This is a genomic window from Halopseudomonas sp. (genome assembly GCF_041579695.1).
Lineage (GTDB): Bacteria > Pseudomonadota > Gammaproteobacteria > Pseudomonadales > Pseudomonadaceae > Halopseudomonas.
The window spans coordinates 53,493-68,958 of record NZ_JBFGFI010000007.1 but is presented as its reverse complement, the minus strand read 5'-3'; the positions used below and the strand labels follow the sequence as shown (position 1 = coordinate 68,958).

Here is a 15,466-nt window from a genome sequence, read left to right as displayed (position 1 = left end):
TCGCAGAAGGTGCACTGGTTCCAGGAGCAGCCATTGGTGACCGGCAGGATCAGCGAGTGGGCTTCACTGGGCGGACGAAAGACGGGTTCTATGTAACTGACAGGAAACGATTGTGCGGGCATGACTTCTCCGGCGCGGGTCTTGGACCCGGAATACAAGACGACAGAGCACTATACAGCAAAAAACCAGACTTGCCGGATCACCCGTATACGTTTCGCACCAAAGACATGATTCATTTATTGTTTTATCTCCACTCGAGACACATATCGGATAAGAATCAAAGCTAAACCAAATGGATAAAACAATGAACCGATCCAGCCATCCCCGTGCCGGTTTCTGCCGGACAGGCCTCGCCGCCGCCTTTTTTGCCATCACCCTTACCGGCTGCCTTTCTGGGGGTGACAGTTCCTCCAGCCCTCCTGCGGCAGACCCGGCCCCAACAGGCCCGGCAACGCTTTCAGCCACCGTTCAACAGGGCGAGGTGCGCGGAGTAGAGCTTGGATCGGGTGTGCTGGCGTTTCGTGGCATCCGCTACGGCGCAGCGCCGGTAAACGAGCTCCGTTTTGCCGCACCGCAGCCCGCATCCAGCTGGGACGAGCCACAGCAGTTGAGCACAGCCTTCGGTAGCGCCTGCCCGCAGGAGCAAAGCGCCTTCGGCGAGGCCAGCACCGAGGAAGATTGCCTGTTCCTCAACGTCTATCGTCCGACCGAGCCCGGCGATTACCCGGTGATGGTATGGATTCATGGTGGAGCCTTCATCTACGGTTCCGGCGGTCCCGCTTACGAGCCCTCCCGCCTGGCACAGGAAGGCGTGGTCGTGGTTACTCTTAATTATCGACTGGGTGCTCTTGGCTTTCTGCCTCACGCGGACCTTCCCGGTACGAATTTCGGGCTGCAAGATCAACAACTGGCATTGCAGTGGGTGAAGAATAACGTCAACGCTTTTGACGGTGATCCGGATAACGTCACTATTTTCGGCGAGTCTGCCGGTGGCCACAGCGTGCTTAGCCAAGTCGTCTCCCCTGGTGCTGCCGGGCTATTCCACAAGGCAATCGTCCAGAGCGGCTCCTACAACGGCGATCAAATTCCGCTGGATGACACCCCGTTTGGAGCTATCACGATCCCCGGCGGACAGACGCTGTTCGGCGACCCAACGGTAGCCAAAACACCTTGCAAGAACGACGCCGGTACGGCACTGGTTACCTGTCTGCGTAGCCTGAGTGTTCAGGAGCTGCTCGCGGCCCAGCCCAGCAACCTCATACCGGTGACCAATACGACCGTTTTGCCCGCATCGATCAATGCAACCCTGGCCAGCGGCAACTTCAATAAGGTGCCTGTGATGATGGGTAGCAACCGGGATGAAGGCTCTCTTTTCACCCTGCTTGCACTCTCCGAGAACCAGGCACTGTTCCAGACCGAGGCAAGTTATCGCACCGCGGTAGGCCAATTGCTCGCAGAAGATCCCACACTGGATGCTGGCGCCATCGCGGATTACTACAGCGCAAAGCAACCCGACAGCCCGGTGAAGTTTATCAACGCATACTCGGCAATCGGCACTGACTGGCGCTTTACCTGTCCGAACAATAGACAGTGGGGCATCCTGGATGACCAGGTAGACACTTATGGCTACTGGTTCACCGACCGCGCCGCGCCGGCCCCCGCCGGGCTGCAAGCTCCCTTCCCGCTTGGTGCCTCGCACTCCTTCGAGATTCAGTATGTACTGAACAGCTTCTCGAACATGGAGAACCGTGGGGCAACATCAGCGCAGCTGGACCTGGCCAGCCAGATGACAGGTTACTGGGCGAACTTCGCCAAGTATGGTGAGAACCCAGCCATCGGCCCCAACGCGACCAATGGAGCAGCAAACGCTGTCAACTGGCCGCAGCTAAAAGCGGACGGTTCCATAATTCGTCTGGACACCCCAACACAAAGTGTTGTTCCGGTTGCTGATTTCCGGGCCACACATGAGTGTGCCTACTGGCAGAACCCGCCAAGGTTAGTCCGGTAGTCCCGAGCAGAACGGCGGCATCCGTCGGCGTTCTGCTCATGCAGACGAGGCGTGGAACCAACGCCTCAGCGACTCTGCCAATAAAAAAGGCCCCATGATCGGGGCCTTTTTCGTTGTTTCTGTTTCACGCCGGGATCTTCGGCGTTTCCTCTTCCCGGCGGCGCTTGGACTTGTTGCCCATGCGCACACCGATGTCCATCAGAAACTGCATGTAGCCTTCCTTGTCCTCGATCACGTCCTGCCAGAACGGTGAGTGATACATCGCCATGGCGCCATGGACCAGAGCCCAGGCCGCGCAGTAGTGGAAATAGGCAGGTACATCTTCCAGTTTGCCGTCGTCTATACGTTCCTGGATCACCCCGGTCAGGTGATTGAAGTTGGAGGCACGTATCTTGTGCAGTTCCTCGACCAGCTCGGGCAACTGATTGGACTTGACCAGTTTCTCCTCAAGCCGGTCGAACAGACGGTAGCGTTCCGGATCGCTCATGCGGAAGGCGAAATAATCCCGCGACAGCGCTTCGCGATCACGTTCGATGCTCTCGGAATGCAGGAGGCTGGCCAGATCACGCTCGTAATCGAGCATCAGACGAAGATAGATCTCGGCCTTGGATTTGAAATGCTTGTAGATGGTGCCCTTGCCGATGCCTACCTCGTCGGCAATCATTTCCACCGTCACGCTGTCCTCACCCTGCTCGAGAAACAGGCGCAGGGAGGTATCCAGTATTTCCTGCTCGCGGCGACGGAACTCGCGGACCTTTCGTGATTCTTTCTGCATGACGATTGTGCACTTCCCTACCGGCAAAACCGGCATTATGCCAACTTGATGACCAGATTCCCATATTTGCTTGAAAGCTGACTGTCAGGACCTTTTCTGAACACGAATTGCAATCAGTGCAAGCACCATCGAACCGAGCATCAACAGCAGCGAGACCGCATTGAGCACCGGCGTGGCGCCTTCTCGCAGGCGACTGAACAGCGTTATCGTCAGCGGCGCATCGGAGCCGACCAGCATCAGCGTGGTGTTGAAATTTTCGAAGGACATCAGGAAGCAGATCAACCCCGCGCCAATAATCGCCGGCGCAAGGAAGGGCAAGGTCACCGTGAAAACGGCAGTCAATGGCGAGGCGCCCAGATTGCGCGCCGCCTCCTCGAGCTGCACGTCGAATGTCCGCAGCCGCGCCGAGATCACCAGCGTGGCAATGGTGCTCAGGAACGCGAACTGACCCAGCACTATCAGCAGCAAACCGGGCCTGAGCATGTCCAGATAGATGTCGTGATTGAAATCGAAATAGTTGGCGATGCGGCTGGCAAAAATCAGAATGGAGATACCCAGAATCACGCCCGGAATTACCAACGGCAGCAGCATCAGAATGAACAGAAGATTCTTGCCGGGAAAATGGTGGCGCTCGAACAGAAACGCATTCAGGGTCGCCAGACTGACAGCCAGCACAGTCACGCAACTGGCTACCAGAGCGCTGACACCGACACTGCGCAGGATAGCCCGGTCATGGAACAGACCCGTGCGCTCACTGGTGTTGGCAATGAACCAATCCAGGGTAAAGCCCTGCCAGGGCAGGGCTGGAAAACGGCTGTCGTTGAACGCAAACACCCCGACAACGATCAGCGGCGCCGCCAGGTAGACAAAAAACACCAGCACATAGGCCGCATAGCTCCAGCGAAAGCGTCGGGTCAGGGGCAGCGAAGCGATCATCGCATGGTCTCCGTAAAGGACTGCCGACTCAATTTTAGGCCCAGCCACACGATCAATGACGACAACACCAGCAGCAGCACCCCGAAAGCGGCGCCCTGCTCCCAGTTGAAGCGTGTAATGAACTGGGTAAAGATCTGTTCGGTGAACCACATGCTGTCCTTTCCGCCGAGCAGCACCGGCGTCAGGTAATTACCCACCGACAGCATGAAGACCACGATAGAACCGGATACGATGCCCGGCATAGCGTGGGGTATGACGATTTCACGCACTACGCTCAGATGATTGCCGCCCAGATCGTATGCAGCCTCGACCAGACTGTCATCCAGACTGTCCAGCGTCGTCACCAGCGGCACCAGCATGAACAGGATCGAGGCGTAGACCAGACCGACCATGATCGCGATATCGTTGTAGAGCATCTCCACCGGCGCCGCAGCCAGGCCGCTCCACTGCAACGCGCCGCTGATTACGCCGCTCTCGCGCAACAGGATCATCCACCCATAGGTGCGTACCAGCTCGCTCACCCAAAACGGCACCAGGCAGGCGAGAAACAGCAGCGAGCGCTTGCGGCCGCGTACCAGCTTGGCGATATACCAGGCCACCGGAAAGGCAATCACCAGCGTCAGCAATGTGGTGAAAATGGATATCACCGCGGTACGCAGAAAGGTGCGCCAATACAGCGATTCGGTAAAGAACAGCTCGTAATGCATCCAGCTGAAGCGGTGCTCGGCGAAGCCGATGCGTTCGCGCAGTGAAACCAGCACCATGTCCACATGCGGGAGCAGAATCAACAACAGCAGCCAGAGCAGCAACGGCAGCATAAGCAGGAAGATGCCCAGCCGCAGACCGCTACCCGACGCCCTGGCTGTACTCATCGACTAACTGCCGCGAAGTACTGGGCCTGATGGCTCATCCAGCCAAGCTGCAGGCGGTCACCCGGCCGCAGGCGCGCGAACTCGGGCGTCTGCGGCAGCCGGACGGTCAGCTCGGTATCCTGATCCACCGCGGCACTGATACGACTGTTGGCTCCATCGAACAGCAGCGTGGTCACCTGTGCGTCAAGGCAATTGTCCATCCGGCATTGCTCGCCCGGCAAAACCGGACTGATGCCCTCCGGGCGGACGAACAGCGACACCAGATCGCCAACGCTGATCGGCAATGCACCTGCCGCTATTGCATGAATAGTCTGGCCAGATGCCAGGGTAACCTGCCCCGGCCCATCTACCCGAGCCTGAAGCCGGTTGGAATCACCCACAAAACCGGCCACGAAAGGGGTGGCTGGCTCGTAGTAAAGGGTCTGCGGACTGGCAACCTGCTCGAATCGGCCCTTGTTCATCACCGCCACCTGATCGGACATCACCAGGGCTTCGGACTGGTCGTGGGTGATGTAGACAAAGGTGGTGCCGAAGGTCTGCTGCAACTGTTTGAGTTCGAGCTTCATCTGCTCACGCAGCTTCAGGTCGAGTGCTCCCAGGGGTTCGTCCAGCAGCAGCACCGCCGGCTCCAGTACCAGACAGCGGGCGATGGCGATACGCTGCTTCTGCCCGCCGGAAAGCTGGTCGGGCTTGCGCTGGCCGACGTCAGGCAGCCCGACACGCTCCAGCACATCAGCCACCCGGCGCGAAATGTCTGACCTGGATGCGCCGCGGCGCTTCAGACCATAGGCAATGTTGTCCGCCACAGTCATCATCGGGAACAGCGCCAGATGCTGGAATACCATGTTCAGTGGCCGCTTGTTGGGCGGCACTCCCAGCATCGAGCTGCCTTTGATTCGGATATCTCCCCGGTCAGGTTCGACAAAACCGGCCAGCATGCGCAGCAGGGTCGTCTTGCCACAGCCGGAAGGACCGAGAATGGAAAAGAAAGAACCCGCCGGGATGCTCAGCGAAACATCATCAACCGCGGCCTGGCCGGTAAAAGCCTTGTACAGCTGTTGGCATTCTAGATCGAGGACAGTATCGGGTGTGGATGGCATGGCAGTTCCATTGCAGAAGATCCGGATCCGCCCGGCATTGCGCCGGACGGAACAACAGGTACCAGCTTCAGTTCGCTGCGCTTACGCGGTCGAGAATGCGACCTTCAATAGTTTCCAGGCCTGGAGGAACAGGCGGATACCATTTGATATTTTCCAGCGCCTGCTCATCAAAACTACTCTGGAAGCTCTCTTTCAGCTTCACATTGACAAAGGCTTCAGCGCCACGCGAGGCCGTGAAGTTACCCGCAGACTCGGTGATCAGCGCGGCAATTTCCGGCTGCATGACAAAATTGATCCACTTGTAGGCAGCTTCGTCGTTCTCGCCGCGGCGCGGCAGTGCAAAGGTGTCGATCCAGCCCAGCGCGCCGCTGGTGGGTACCACGAAGCTGATCTTCGGGTTCTCGGCCTGCAGTTTCCAGCCACCTGCATCCCAACCCGTTGCCGCGACAACTTCTCCGGAAGCCACCAGGTTGATCAGCTCGTCACCACCGGTCCAGTAGGTTTTCACATTCGGTTTGCAGGCGATCAGCTTCTCCTGCACACGGGTCATCATCGCCTCGTAGGCGGCAGGATCATCGTATGCCGCGAACGGATCCTCTCCCATGGAAAACGCCATACCGATCAGCAATGGCCGACGCAGGCGATAGGATACGCGCCCTGCCAGCTCAGACTTGCACAGGTCGGCAAAATCGCTGACCTGATCCCTGACGCTGTCATGCACGATCAGTCCGGTGGTTCCCCATACGTGGGGCACCGCATACACATCACCGTTCAGTTCGGTATTGGCCTTGGTTGCGGCCAGCATCGAAGGAATGAACAGCGAGGAGTCCACCTTGCTGGTGTCCATCGGTTTGTAGATCCGGTATTCCTGCTGGGCACTGGTAATACGGTCCTGGCTAGGCTGCGCCAGATCGAAGCCCGAGCCGCCGGTAGCACGCAGCTTGGAGATCATGTCTTCATTGTTGGAAAGCGTCACCTGTACATCTATGCCGGTCTGCTCCTCGAACTGGCTGATGACTTCCTCGGGCGCGTAGCCGCCCCATGTCAAGAGACGCAACTCCTCGGCGATGGCAGAAAACGGAATTGCAAGGGTGATTACCGCGGGCACGAGCATCTGTTTCAAGCGCATGATGTACTTCCTTTTATCGTCGGTGGTTCCCGAAAACTAGGTCATGAGCGTGACAGTATAGTTACAGTTCGCAAACCTGCGCGCACGGCGGCTAACAACAGTTGACGATAAAATACAGCCGGCGTATTCCAAATCAGTTTATTAAACGGGCGACAAGGGCTGGCGAATTAGCAGATCTGCGCAATACTGAGCATATCAGGCTGCAGCGTTCCCCCAAGCGCCGGCCTGATTGGTTGGGCCAGGCCCGACCTTGCAATACTCCTAATGGTCTTGACCCGAATACTTCCCCCGGTATTCGGGTTTTTTTTGCGCCACTGTCGGGCAGATCAGGCGGCGAGCGGAAACAGCCGATGAAAGTTGTCGGTTGTGTTCTGCCAGAGGGTATCAAGGGGCTCACCTCGCACATCAGCCACAAACGCCGCCACATCACAAACAAACTGGGGCTCGTTGGGCTTGCCGCGATGGGGCACGGGGGCCAGGTAGGGGGAGTCTGTTTCCACCAGCAAACGGTCGACCGGCACCCGCCGCGCCACATCTCGCAGCGCCTCGGCGTTGCGAAAAGTGACGATTCCCGACAATGAGATGTAGTAACCGAGATCAAGCGCCTGACGCGCCATATCCCAGTCCTCGGTAAAGCAGTGCAGCACCCCGGTGTTTGCAAGGTCGGCCTCGCGCAGCAGGTTGAGGGTATCCTGCCGCGCTGCCCGGGTATGGATAATCACTGGCTTGCCGGTCTCACGCGCGGCGTTCAGGTGGCACTGGAACGAAGTTTTCTGCTGCTCGGCCATCTCCGGCTGATAGTGATAGTCCAGGCCAGTCTCGCCGATGGCGACGACCCGCGGATGATTCAGTTCCCTGAGCAGCCATTCAAGCTCGGTGGTCTGCGCGTCGGCAAGATCCAGCGGATGCACGCCCACACTGCAGTAGACGTCGGCATAGCGTTCTGCGAGCCCTTTCACTACCGGGGCATTGGCAGCATCTACCCCGATGCAGAGAAACTTGCCCACACCCCTGGCCCGCGCGGCGTCCAACGCGCCGTCAAGCGAGCCTTCGTAGGGGGTGAGATCCAGACGATCGAGATGGCAGTGAGAGTCAATCAGCATTGAAATACAACTTACATCGTGTGAGTGGGCCGGTCGGACTTGAGCGCGCCTGCAAGATAGGTCTCGATCTTGCTGCGGGCGGTGTTGTCCTGATCGCTGAACTGCACACCAATGCCTGCCGCCCGGTTCCCCTGGGCGCCCTTCGGCGTGATCCATATAACCTTGCCGGCCACCGGAATCTTCTCTGGCTCATCCATCAGATTGAGCAGCATGAATACCTCATCGCTGAGGCGGTAGCTCTTGTTGGTCGGAATGAAAAGCCCACCGTGCTTCACAAAGGGCATGTAGGCGGCGTACAGCACCGATTTGTCCTTGATGGTGAGCGACAGGATACCGTTGCGGGGACCGGGGGCGGTCGGATTACTCATGGTGTGTTCATCCTGATCAATAGTGACTGCAGATTAACGCTTTTTCAGCAACTGTTTCCACTCTAGCAACAGGGACTCGAGAAACAACCCCCGGTTGAGATTCGCTTTTCCCAGCGTCATCGATCTGTGCGCCAGCAGCCAGTCCTGCCATTCCATCAGCTGCTGAGCGCCGACATGCTTGGCCATGTAGCCAAGTACCACGTCCATGTCGCTGTTCTCGGCGTGCCTGATCGCGCCTGTCTGCAGTTTCAGCAGGTCCAGTGTCCAGCTGCAGAACCAGTCAATCAGCAGCTCGAGCGGAATCTTCGACCAGCTGTCCGCTAACTGGGAGGCAGACTGCTGGTCCTTGAGCAGCGCCTTGACGTTCTCGACCACCCCCAGGCGCAGCTTTACCGCATCCAGATCATGCAATGCCTGCGCGCGCAGCGGGGCTCCGCCGGCCATCTGCAGCAGGATAAGTCGATCGTCGCCGTTCAGTTCCGGCACGGCGTCGGCTAGCCAGGACAGTGCGGCATCGCGGGATGGAGTCGGTAGCCGCTGACCACGGCACCGACTGCGAATGGTCGGCAGCAAACGGCCGGGCTGGTCGGTCACCAGCAACAGGTAGGTGTCGGCGGTCGGTTCTTCCAGGGACTTGAGCAACGCATTGGCCGCGTTCTGATTCATCGCCTCGGCGGGGTACAGGACAATCACCTTGCTACCGCCCTGCTGCGAAGTCTGACCCATGAAGTCCACCAGTTGGCGGATCGCATCGACCCGGATGGCCTTGCCCTCCTCCTCAGGCGTGATCAACAGCAGATCGGGATGGGTGCCAGCCTCGCGCAGCAGGCAGCTGCGACAACGTCCACAGGCCATTCCCTGGGCGGGCGTGGTGCACAGCAGGAAAGCGGCAAATGCATTGGCGAAACGGCGCTTGCCGACACCCGGCAGGCCACTGAACAGGTAGGCATGCGCATGTTGATCCTGTCCGGTCAACTGCGTCCAGACCGTATCGTGCCAGGGAAAGGCGACCTCAGGCATGCCAATGCTCCAGCACCTGGGTAATCACCGGATGCATTGCCGCCGCCACCTGCTCGAGACTGCCACTGGCATCGATTACCCGGTAGCGCTCGGGATCTGCCGCAGCGCGGTCGAGGTAGGTACGCCGCACCGCCTCGAAAAAAGCGGTTTGTTCCACTTCAAAGCGATCGAGTTCGCTGCGCGCCCGCGCCCGCTGCATGCCGATTTCCACCGGCACGTCGAAAACCAGCGTCAGGTCCGGCCGCAGATCGCCCTGTACCCAGTCCTCGAGCACAGCAATTCGCTCGACAGCTACGCCGCGTCCGCCGCCCTGATAAGCATAGGTCGCGTCAGTGAAGCGATCACTTATCACCACCTGCCCCTGCTCTAGCGCGGGCCGAATCAGCCGATCTATATGCTGCGCCCGCGCTGCGAACATCAGCAGCAGCTCGGCATCCGAGCACATGGGCTCGTCATAGTGGCTGAGCAGTACCTCGCGAATCCGCTCGGCAATCGGGGTACCTCCGGGCTCGCGGGTCAACAGGGGATCGCAACCGGACTCACGCAGCGCCGCGGCAAAAAACTGCAAATTGGTCGATTTGCCTGCACCTTCCGGTCCTTCGAATGTGATGAACAATCCACTCACTCTCCGCTCTCCCCTGTGGCGTCGGTACCAGCAGGGCTGGAACGGTAATTCTCAGCACGCTGGCGTATCTGGTACTGCTGCACAGCCCGATTATGCTCGGGCAACGAGTCGGAGAACACATGACTGCCATCGCCGCGGGCAACAAAATACAGGCTGGACCCCAGCTTGGGGTTGACCGCAGCCTCCAGCGCCTCGCGGCCAGGCATTGCGATTGGCGTGGGCGGCAGGCCGTCGATCGTGTAGGTATTGTAGGGTGTGGGCTGGCTCAGATCGCTGCGACGGATATTCCCTTCGTAGGCCTCACCCATGCCGTAGATCACCGTGGGATCAGTTTGCAGTCGCATCCCGATGCGCATTCTGCGGGTGAATACGCCGGCAATCTCGCCTCGCTCAACCGGTACACCGGTTTCCCTTTCAACTATCGAAGCGAGGATCAGCGCCTCGTAGGGCGTGTCGATAGGCAGGTCCTCGGCACGCTCCGCCCAGACCTCAGCGAGCACTTCTTCCATGCGCCGATAAGATCTGAGCAGGATGTCGCGATCGCTCATGCCGAAGGTGTACTGGTAGGTATCAGGAAAAAAGCGACCCTCGGGATGAATGCCCTCCAGACCCAGCGCCGCCATCACCTCACTGTTGTCCGCATCGGGGTCAAGCGTTTGCTGCAGCCGCTCTGCCCGGGTCAGTTGCTCACGTACCTGCTGAAAGTTCCAGCCCTCGACCAGGGTAACGCTGCGCCGCAGCACTTCACCGGCATCAAGCCGCCGCAACAGCTCGGAAGCGGGCATGCCAGGTTCCAGTTGATACTCGCCTACCTGCAGAACCGAATCCGGCATCTGCAACTGCCAGTAGCGGCGCAGCCATTGGGCACGCTCGATCACTCCGTCGCGCTCGAGCTGCCCGAGCACCCTTCCAGGCGTGCTGCCGGGAGCCACTTCCAACGGCGTCGGCTGCTGCACATTGATTGGCTGCCGCAGAGCTTCCTGCATTGTCGAATAGCCCCAGATGCCAACACCCAGCAGAGAAATCACCGCAATTACAGAGACTAAAAGAGTAAAACGTAGAATTGACTTCACATTATTACCTGTTCTGCCAAGGCTTGCGCCTGGCGTGTTCGAGGTCCGATTGACCAGCTCGCATCGCCCAGAGCGGTTACCGGCCAGACACCAAAGAGGCTATTGCAGCAAAATACCTCGGTGCTTTCGCGCAAGGTAGCCACACCAACACGTCTGACCTCGACGCGCTGGCCCGATGATTGCATCTGGTCAATCAGATAATCGCGCATTACGCCCTGTACCCCACAATACTGTAAATCGGGCGTGACCCAGTGATCCTCGTGCAGAAGAAACAGGTTACTCACGGTGCATTCGACCACGTTACCCTGCGTATCGCGTACCAGCCCTTCGGCATAGGTGGGTTCCGACCATTCACTGCGGGCCAGTACCTGCTCGAGGCGATTAAGATGCTTGATACCAGCGAGCAGTGGTTGCACTGCGAGACGTGTCTCGCACGGATATAAGCTGATGCCCTCGCGAGCGTTTTCAGGGGGATAGCTAACCGGCGCAAAGCTCTGACATATCCGCGTGGCTCGCGCCGGGTAAGGTATGGCATACCCTCGCTGGCCACGACCCCGGGTAAGGGTCAGTTTTATCACACCGTTCTGCAACTGCTCTGCGACGGCGCCAAGCTCAGCCACGACGTCGGCCAGGTCAGCCGACATCCGCAATACGCCAAGGCCACGGCGCAAGCGCACAAGGTGATAGTCGAGCAACGCGATCCGGCCCTTGGCGACCCGCATCGTCTCGAACACTCCGTCGCCATAGGACAGGCCGCGGTCGAGTACCGACAACGTGTCGGCCGGCTTGCCGTCGACCAGACACTGCGATGCAGCTGAATTGTCCAGACGAGAATCCGCCATCAGGGACGACGGAATACCAGGCTGCCGTTGGTGCCGCCGAAACCGAAGGAGTTGGATACCACAACCTCAAGCGATCGCGCCTGCGCCTCGTGGGCCACGTAATTCAGATCACATCCCTCGTCGGGATTGTCCAGATTGATAGTCGGCGGAGCCACCTGGTCGCGTAATGCAAGAATGCTGAAGATGGCTTCAACAGCACCCGCCGCACCAAGCAAATGGCCGGTCATCGACTTGGTCGAGCTGATAGCCAATGCCTGGGCATGGTCGCCGAATACCGTCTTCACCGCGCGCGTCTCTGCCAGATCTCCGGCGGACGTCGAGGTACCATGGGCATTGATATAGCCCACCTGAGCCGGATCCACACCGGCATCGCGCAACGCATTGGTCATGCACTTGGCACCACCGCGGCCGTCTTCCGGCGGCGCAGTCATGTGGTAGGCATCGCCACTCATGCCGAAGCCGATCAGCTCCGCATAGATATTCGCGCCGCGCGCCTTCGCATGCTCATACTCTTCGAGCACCAGGGCACCGGCGCCATCGGACAGCACGAAACCATCGCGGTCGCGGTCCCAGGGCCGGCTGGCAGCCGTCGGATCCTCGTTGCGCGTGGACAGCGCGCGGGCTGCACTGAAACCACCCAGACCCAAGCCGCTGGTAGCCATCTCGGAGCCACCGGCTATCATCACGTCCGCTTCGCCATAGGCGATATTGCGCGCGGCCATGCCGATGCTGTGGGTGCCGGTAGTACAGGCCGTGGTCAGGGCATAGTTCGGACCCTGCAGGCCATACTGTATGGAGAAATAGCCAGCGACCATGTTGATGATCGAGCCAGGCACGAAAAACGGTGATATGCGTCGCGGCCCACTGGCCAGCAACAGCTCGTGATTCTTCTCGATATTGGTCAGGCCACCAATTCCGGAGCCCATGGACACACCGATCCGGTCACGGTTGTCGTCGGTGACCTCCACACCGGAGTCGGTGAGCGCCTGTATGCAGGCGGCAATGCCGTACTGGATGAACAGGTCGAGTTTGCGTGCCTCCTTGGGCGCCATGTACGGCTCGATATCAAAATCCCGGATCGATCCACCAAAACGGGTGCCAAAGGCACTCACGTCCATATGCTCGATAGGCCCGATACCGCTCTTGCCCGCCAGGGCTGCCTGCCAACTGCTGTCCACCGTGTTGCCCACAGGGGTCAACATGCCAAGGCCGGTTACCACGACGCGTCTGCGCGACACAGGATGCTCCTTATTCAACTCTCAGGGATGACGAGACATTACATTATCTCGCGGCAATCGGTAGGTATTGTCCGCATAAAGAGCGCCCTCGGCAATATCAGCGACCGAAGTATGCAGCAGCGCCTGGCGCAACAGATGCAAAAAGGCCGCGGTTCCGAATCAGAACCGCGGCCTTTTTGTGTTCAGTCAACGGACTTTGTGATTACTTCTGATGAGCATTCACGTAGTCGATGGCTTCCTGAACGGTGGTGATTTTCTCGGCATCTTCATCCGGGATCTCGGTCTCGAATTCTTCCTCGAGAGCCATGACCAGCTCAACGGTATCAAGCGAGTCAGCGCCAAGGTCTTCAACAAAAGAAGCGCTGTTGGTCACTTCTTCTTCTTTGACGCCGAGCTGCTCGGCAACGATTTTCTTGACGCGTTCTTCGATGGTACTCATACCTTGTTCTCACTCCTGGTTGCAGTTCCGGAAAGCCGGACTGCGCGTAGTTTATAGAAACAATTTACGTCATTTCAAGCATCAATCGTTTCTATCTCAAAGAGGTCAGGGCCACCAGGCCCTCACCGCGTAAAAACTGCTCCGGCGCTCCGGGCGCAGACGCCCGTGCCAGAAGGGTTACAGCTTAGCTCATAAACATGCCGCCGTTCACCGGAATAACTGCACCGGTAATATAGCCAGCCGACTCACCGGTCAGAAATTCGACGACGGCAGCGATTTCCTCGGCCTGCCCGAGGCGTCCGAGCGGGATCTGGTCGAGCATGGCCGAACGCTGACTCTCATTCAAGGCCTTGGTCATATCGGTATCGATAAAACCCGGTGCGACCGCGTTGACGGTAATTGAACGCGAGCCCACTTCCCGAGCCAGGGCACGGGTGAAACCTTCCATCCCGGCCTTGGACGCAGCATAGTTCGATTGCCCGGCATTGCCCATGCCGGCAACCACCGAACTGATGTTGATGATACGCCCCCAGCGGGCTTTGGTCATACCGCGCAGTACCGCTTTTGATAACCGGTAGACAGATCCAAGGTTGGTGCCTACAACGTCTTCCCACTCCTCGTCTTTCATGCGCATGAGCAGGTTATCGCTGGTGATACCGGCATTATTGACCAGGATCGCCGGCGCAGAAAACTCCTTGCCGATGCGCTCGAGCACCTCGCTTACCGACTGCGGATCACGCACATCGAGCTTCATGCCGGTGCCCTGATAGCCCGCGGCAGCGAGCTTGTCGGCAATCGCCTGGGCGCCGGAATCACTGGTTGCGGTGCCGATGACAATGGCGCCCTTAGCCGCCAGCGCATGGGCGATCGCCTGGCCGATACCTCGGCTGGCGCCGGTTACCAGCGCCACTTTCCCTTCGATACTCATATTCAGGCTCCTTGCGTTAGTGCGTTGCCGGCAGCGGCAAAACCGTCTACCGAATCCAGATTGTGGGTATTGACCCCTTTTACGCAGCGTTTGTTCAAACCGGACAGCACGCGCCCCGGTCCGCACTCAACCAGATCGGTCACGCCCTGGGCGGCCATCCACTCGATGCTCTCCACCCAGCGCACAGGATTGTAGAGCTGCTCGACCAACTGCTGGCGAAGACTGTCGAGATCCGCGGCCGGCCGCGCCGATACATTCTGCACCAGCGTGATTTGCGGCTGCTGCCAGCTCAGCACATCAAGATCCTTGCTCAACTGCTCGGCGGCGGGCTTCATCAGCGCGCAGTGCGAAGGCACGCTGACCGGTAACGCGATTGCCCGCTTTGCGCCCGCTGCCTTGCATTGCTCGATGGCGCGCTCGACCGCGCTGGCCTGTCCCGCTATGACCACCTGACCGGGCGCATTGAAATTGACTGCACTGACAACTTCGCCCTGTGCTGCCTGGGCACAGATATCGATTATCTGACTGTCTTCCAGACCCAGTATCGCAGCCATACCGCCCTGCCCCTCAGGCACAGCCTGCTGCATAAGCTGGCCGCGGCGCTCGACCAGCCGCAGCGCGTCGGCAAAACTGATCACATTGGCTGCCACCAGCGCCGAATACTCACCCAGGCTGTGGCCGGCCACATAAGCCGGGCGAGCCGGATTACTGGCGCACCACAAGCGCCACAGCGCGACGGAGGCGGCCAGAATGGCCGGCTGCGTGCGATCGGTGCGGTTCAGGTCAGCCTCGGGGCCCTGCTGGCAAAGAGCCCAGAGATCGTAGCCCAGGGCTTCGGATGCTTCGGCGAAGGTGTCGGTAATCAGGCTGTGCTCTGCTGCCAGCCCGGAGAGCATGCCCACTGCCTGGGAGCCCTGCCCGGGGAAAACAAATGCAAGGGTTTGAGACATTCCTTAATCCTCGTTTATTGTCATGTTCGCTGTTCGCCTTGCGGCGACTGCTGTTTGGAT

The 15,466-nt window shown here is 59.1% G+C and carries 16 protein-coding genes and 1 pseudogene; 1 reads left to right on the top strand and 16 read right to left on the bottom strand.

The features are described 5' to 3' along the window. A pseudogene (locus ABYA88_RS03345) lies at positions 1-122 on the bottom strand (radical SAM protein); the annotation flags it as partial. Between the two features lie 182 nt (positions 123-304). Between ABYA88_RS03345 and ABYA88_RS03340 the strand changes: the two are divergent. After that, positions 305-2,008, top strand: a complete 1,704-nt coding sequence (locus ABYA88_RS03340; protein WP_373185462.1) for a carboxylesterase/lipase family protein — start codon at positions 305-307, stop codon at positions 2,006-2,008. A gap of 124 nt (positions 2,009-2,132) precedes the next feature. Here the strand turns inward: ABYA88_RS03340 and ABYA88_RS03335 are convergent, their stop codons facing one another. The 15 genes from ABYA88_RS03335 to fabD all read right to left on the bottom strand — a co-directional run bounded on the left by ABYA88_RS03335 (position 2,133) and on the right by fabD (position 15,406). Then, entirely contained in the window at positions 2,133-2,783 is a 651-nt protein-coding gene (locus tag ABYA88_RS03335) for a TetR/AcrR family transcriptional regulator (RefSeq protein WP_373185461.1), read from the bottom strand. Between the two features lie 84 nt (positions 2,784-2,867). Further along, the gene (locus tag ABYA88_RS03330; protein WP_373185460.1) at positions 2,868-3,719 is read right to left on the bottom strand and encodes an ABC transporter permease; all 852 of its coding nucleotides are present in this window, start codon (positions 3,717-3,719) and stop codon (positions 2,868-2,870) included. Continuing rightward, on the bottom strand, positions 3,716-4,591 hold the full coding sequence (locus ABYA88_RS03325; protein ID WP_373185459.1) for an ABC transporter permease: 876 nt from the start codon (positions 4,589-4,591) through the stop codon (positions 3,716-3,718). Before ABYA88_RS03325 ends, ABYA88_RS03330 begins: the two co-directional genes overlap by 4 nt. Further along, positions 4,588-5,691 (bottom strand): ABC transporter ATP-binding protein, encoded by a 1,104-nt coding sequence (locus ABYA88_RS03320; RefSeq protein WP_373185458.1) that lies wholly within the window; start codon positions 5,689-5,691, stop codon positions 4,588-4,590. The genes ABYA88_RS03325 and ABYA88_RS03320 overlap by 4 nt, the downstream gene beginning before the upstream one ends. A 67-nt stretch (positions 5,692-5,758) precedes the next feature. Beyond that, positions 5,759-6,820, bottom strand: coding sequence for an extracellular solute-binding protein (locus ABYA88_RS03315; RefSeq protein ID WP_373185457.1), 1,062 nt, complete (start codon positions 6,818-6,820; stop codon positions 5,759-5,761). 326 nt (positions 6,821-7,146) lie between these two features. Then, positions 7,147-7,923 carry a TatD family hydrolase gene (locus ABYA88_RS03310; protein WP_373185456.1) on the bottom strand — a complete coding sequence of 259 codons (777 nt, stop codon included), beginning with the start codon at positions 7,921-7,923 and terminating at the stop codon, positions 7,147-7,149. A gap of 11 nt (positions 7,924-7,934) precedes the next feature. After that, positions 7,935-8,291, bottom strand: coding sequence for a PilZ domain-containing protein (locus ABYA88_RS03305; protein WP_150276793.1), 357 nt, complete (start codon positions 8,289-8,291; stop codon positions 7,935-7,937). Positions 8,292-8,324: 33 nt separating this feature from the next. Continuing rightward, positions 8,325-9,311 (bottom strand): DNA polymerase III subunit delta', encoded by a 987-nt coding sequence (locus ABYA88_RS03300; protein WP_373185455.1) that lies wholly within the window; start codon positions 9,309-9,311, stop codon positions 8,325-8,327. Further along, the gene (gene tmk / locus ABYA88_RS03295) at positions 9,304-9,936 is read right to left on the bottom strand and encodes a dTMP kinase (RefSeq protein WP_373185454.1); all 633 of its coding nucleotides are present in this window, start codon (positions 9,934-9,936) and stop codon (positions 9,304-9,306) included. The genes ABYA88_RS03300 and tmk overlap by 8 nt, the downstream gene beginning before the upstream one ends. Next, a complete protein-coding gene (mltG, locus tag ABYA88_RS03290; RefSeq protein WP_373185467.1) occupies positions 9,933-11,000 on the bottom strand; it encodes an endolytic transglycosylase MltG in 1,068 nt (355 codons plus the stop codon). The genes tmk and mltG overlap by 4 nt, the downstream gene beginning before the upstream one ends. Positions 11,001-11,005: 5 nt before the next feature. Continuing rightward, a complete protein-coding gene (pabC, locus tag ABYA88_RS03285) occupies positions 11,006-11,851 on the bottom strand; it encodes an aminodeoxychorismate lyase (RefSeq protein ID WP_373185453.1) in 846 nt (281 codons plus the stop codon). Continuing rightward, positions 11,851-13,089 (bottom strand): beta-ketoacyl-ACP synthase II, encoded by a 1,239-nt coding sequence (gene fabF / locus ABYA88_RS03280; RefSeq protein ID WP_373185452.1) that lies wholly within the window; start codon positions 13,087-13,089, stop codon positions 11,851-11,853. Before fabF ends, pabC begins: the two co-directional genes overlap by 1 nt. A gap of 202 nt (positions 13,090-13,291) precedes the next feature. Beyond that, positions 13,292-13,528, bottom strand: coding sequence for an acyl carrier protein (gene acpP, locus ABYA88_RS03275; protein WP_092385036.1), 237 nt, complete (start codon positions 13,526-13,528; stop codon positions 13,292-13,294). A gap of 184 nt (positions 13,529-13,712) precedes the next feature. After that, the gene (gene fabG, locus ABYA88_RS03270) at positions 13,713-14,456 is read right to left on the bottom strand and encodes a 3-oxoacyl-ACP reductase FabG (protein WP_373185451.1); all 744 of its coding nucleotides are present in this window, start codon (positions 14,454-14,456) and stop codon (positions 13,713-13,715) included. A gap of 2 nt (positions 14,457-14,458) precedes the next feature. Continuing rightward, entirely contained in the window at positions 14,459-15,406 is a 948-nt protein-coding gene (gene fabD, locus ABYA88_RS03265; RefSeq protein WP_373185450.1) for an ACP S-malonyltransferase, read from the bottom strand. Between the last annotated feature and the right edge of the window lie 60 nt (positions 15,407-15,466).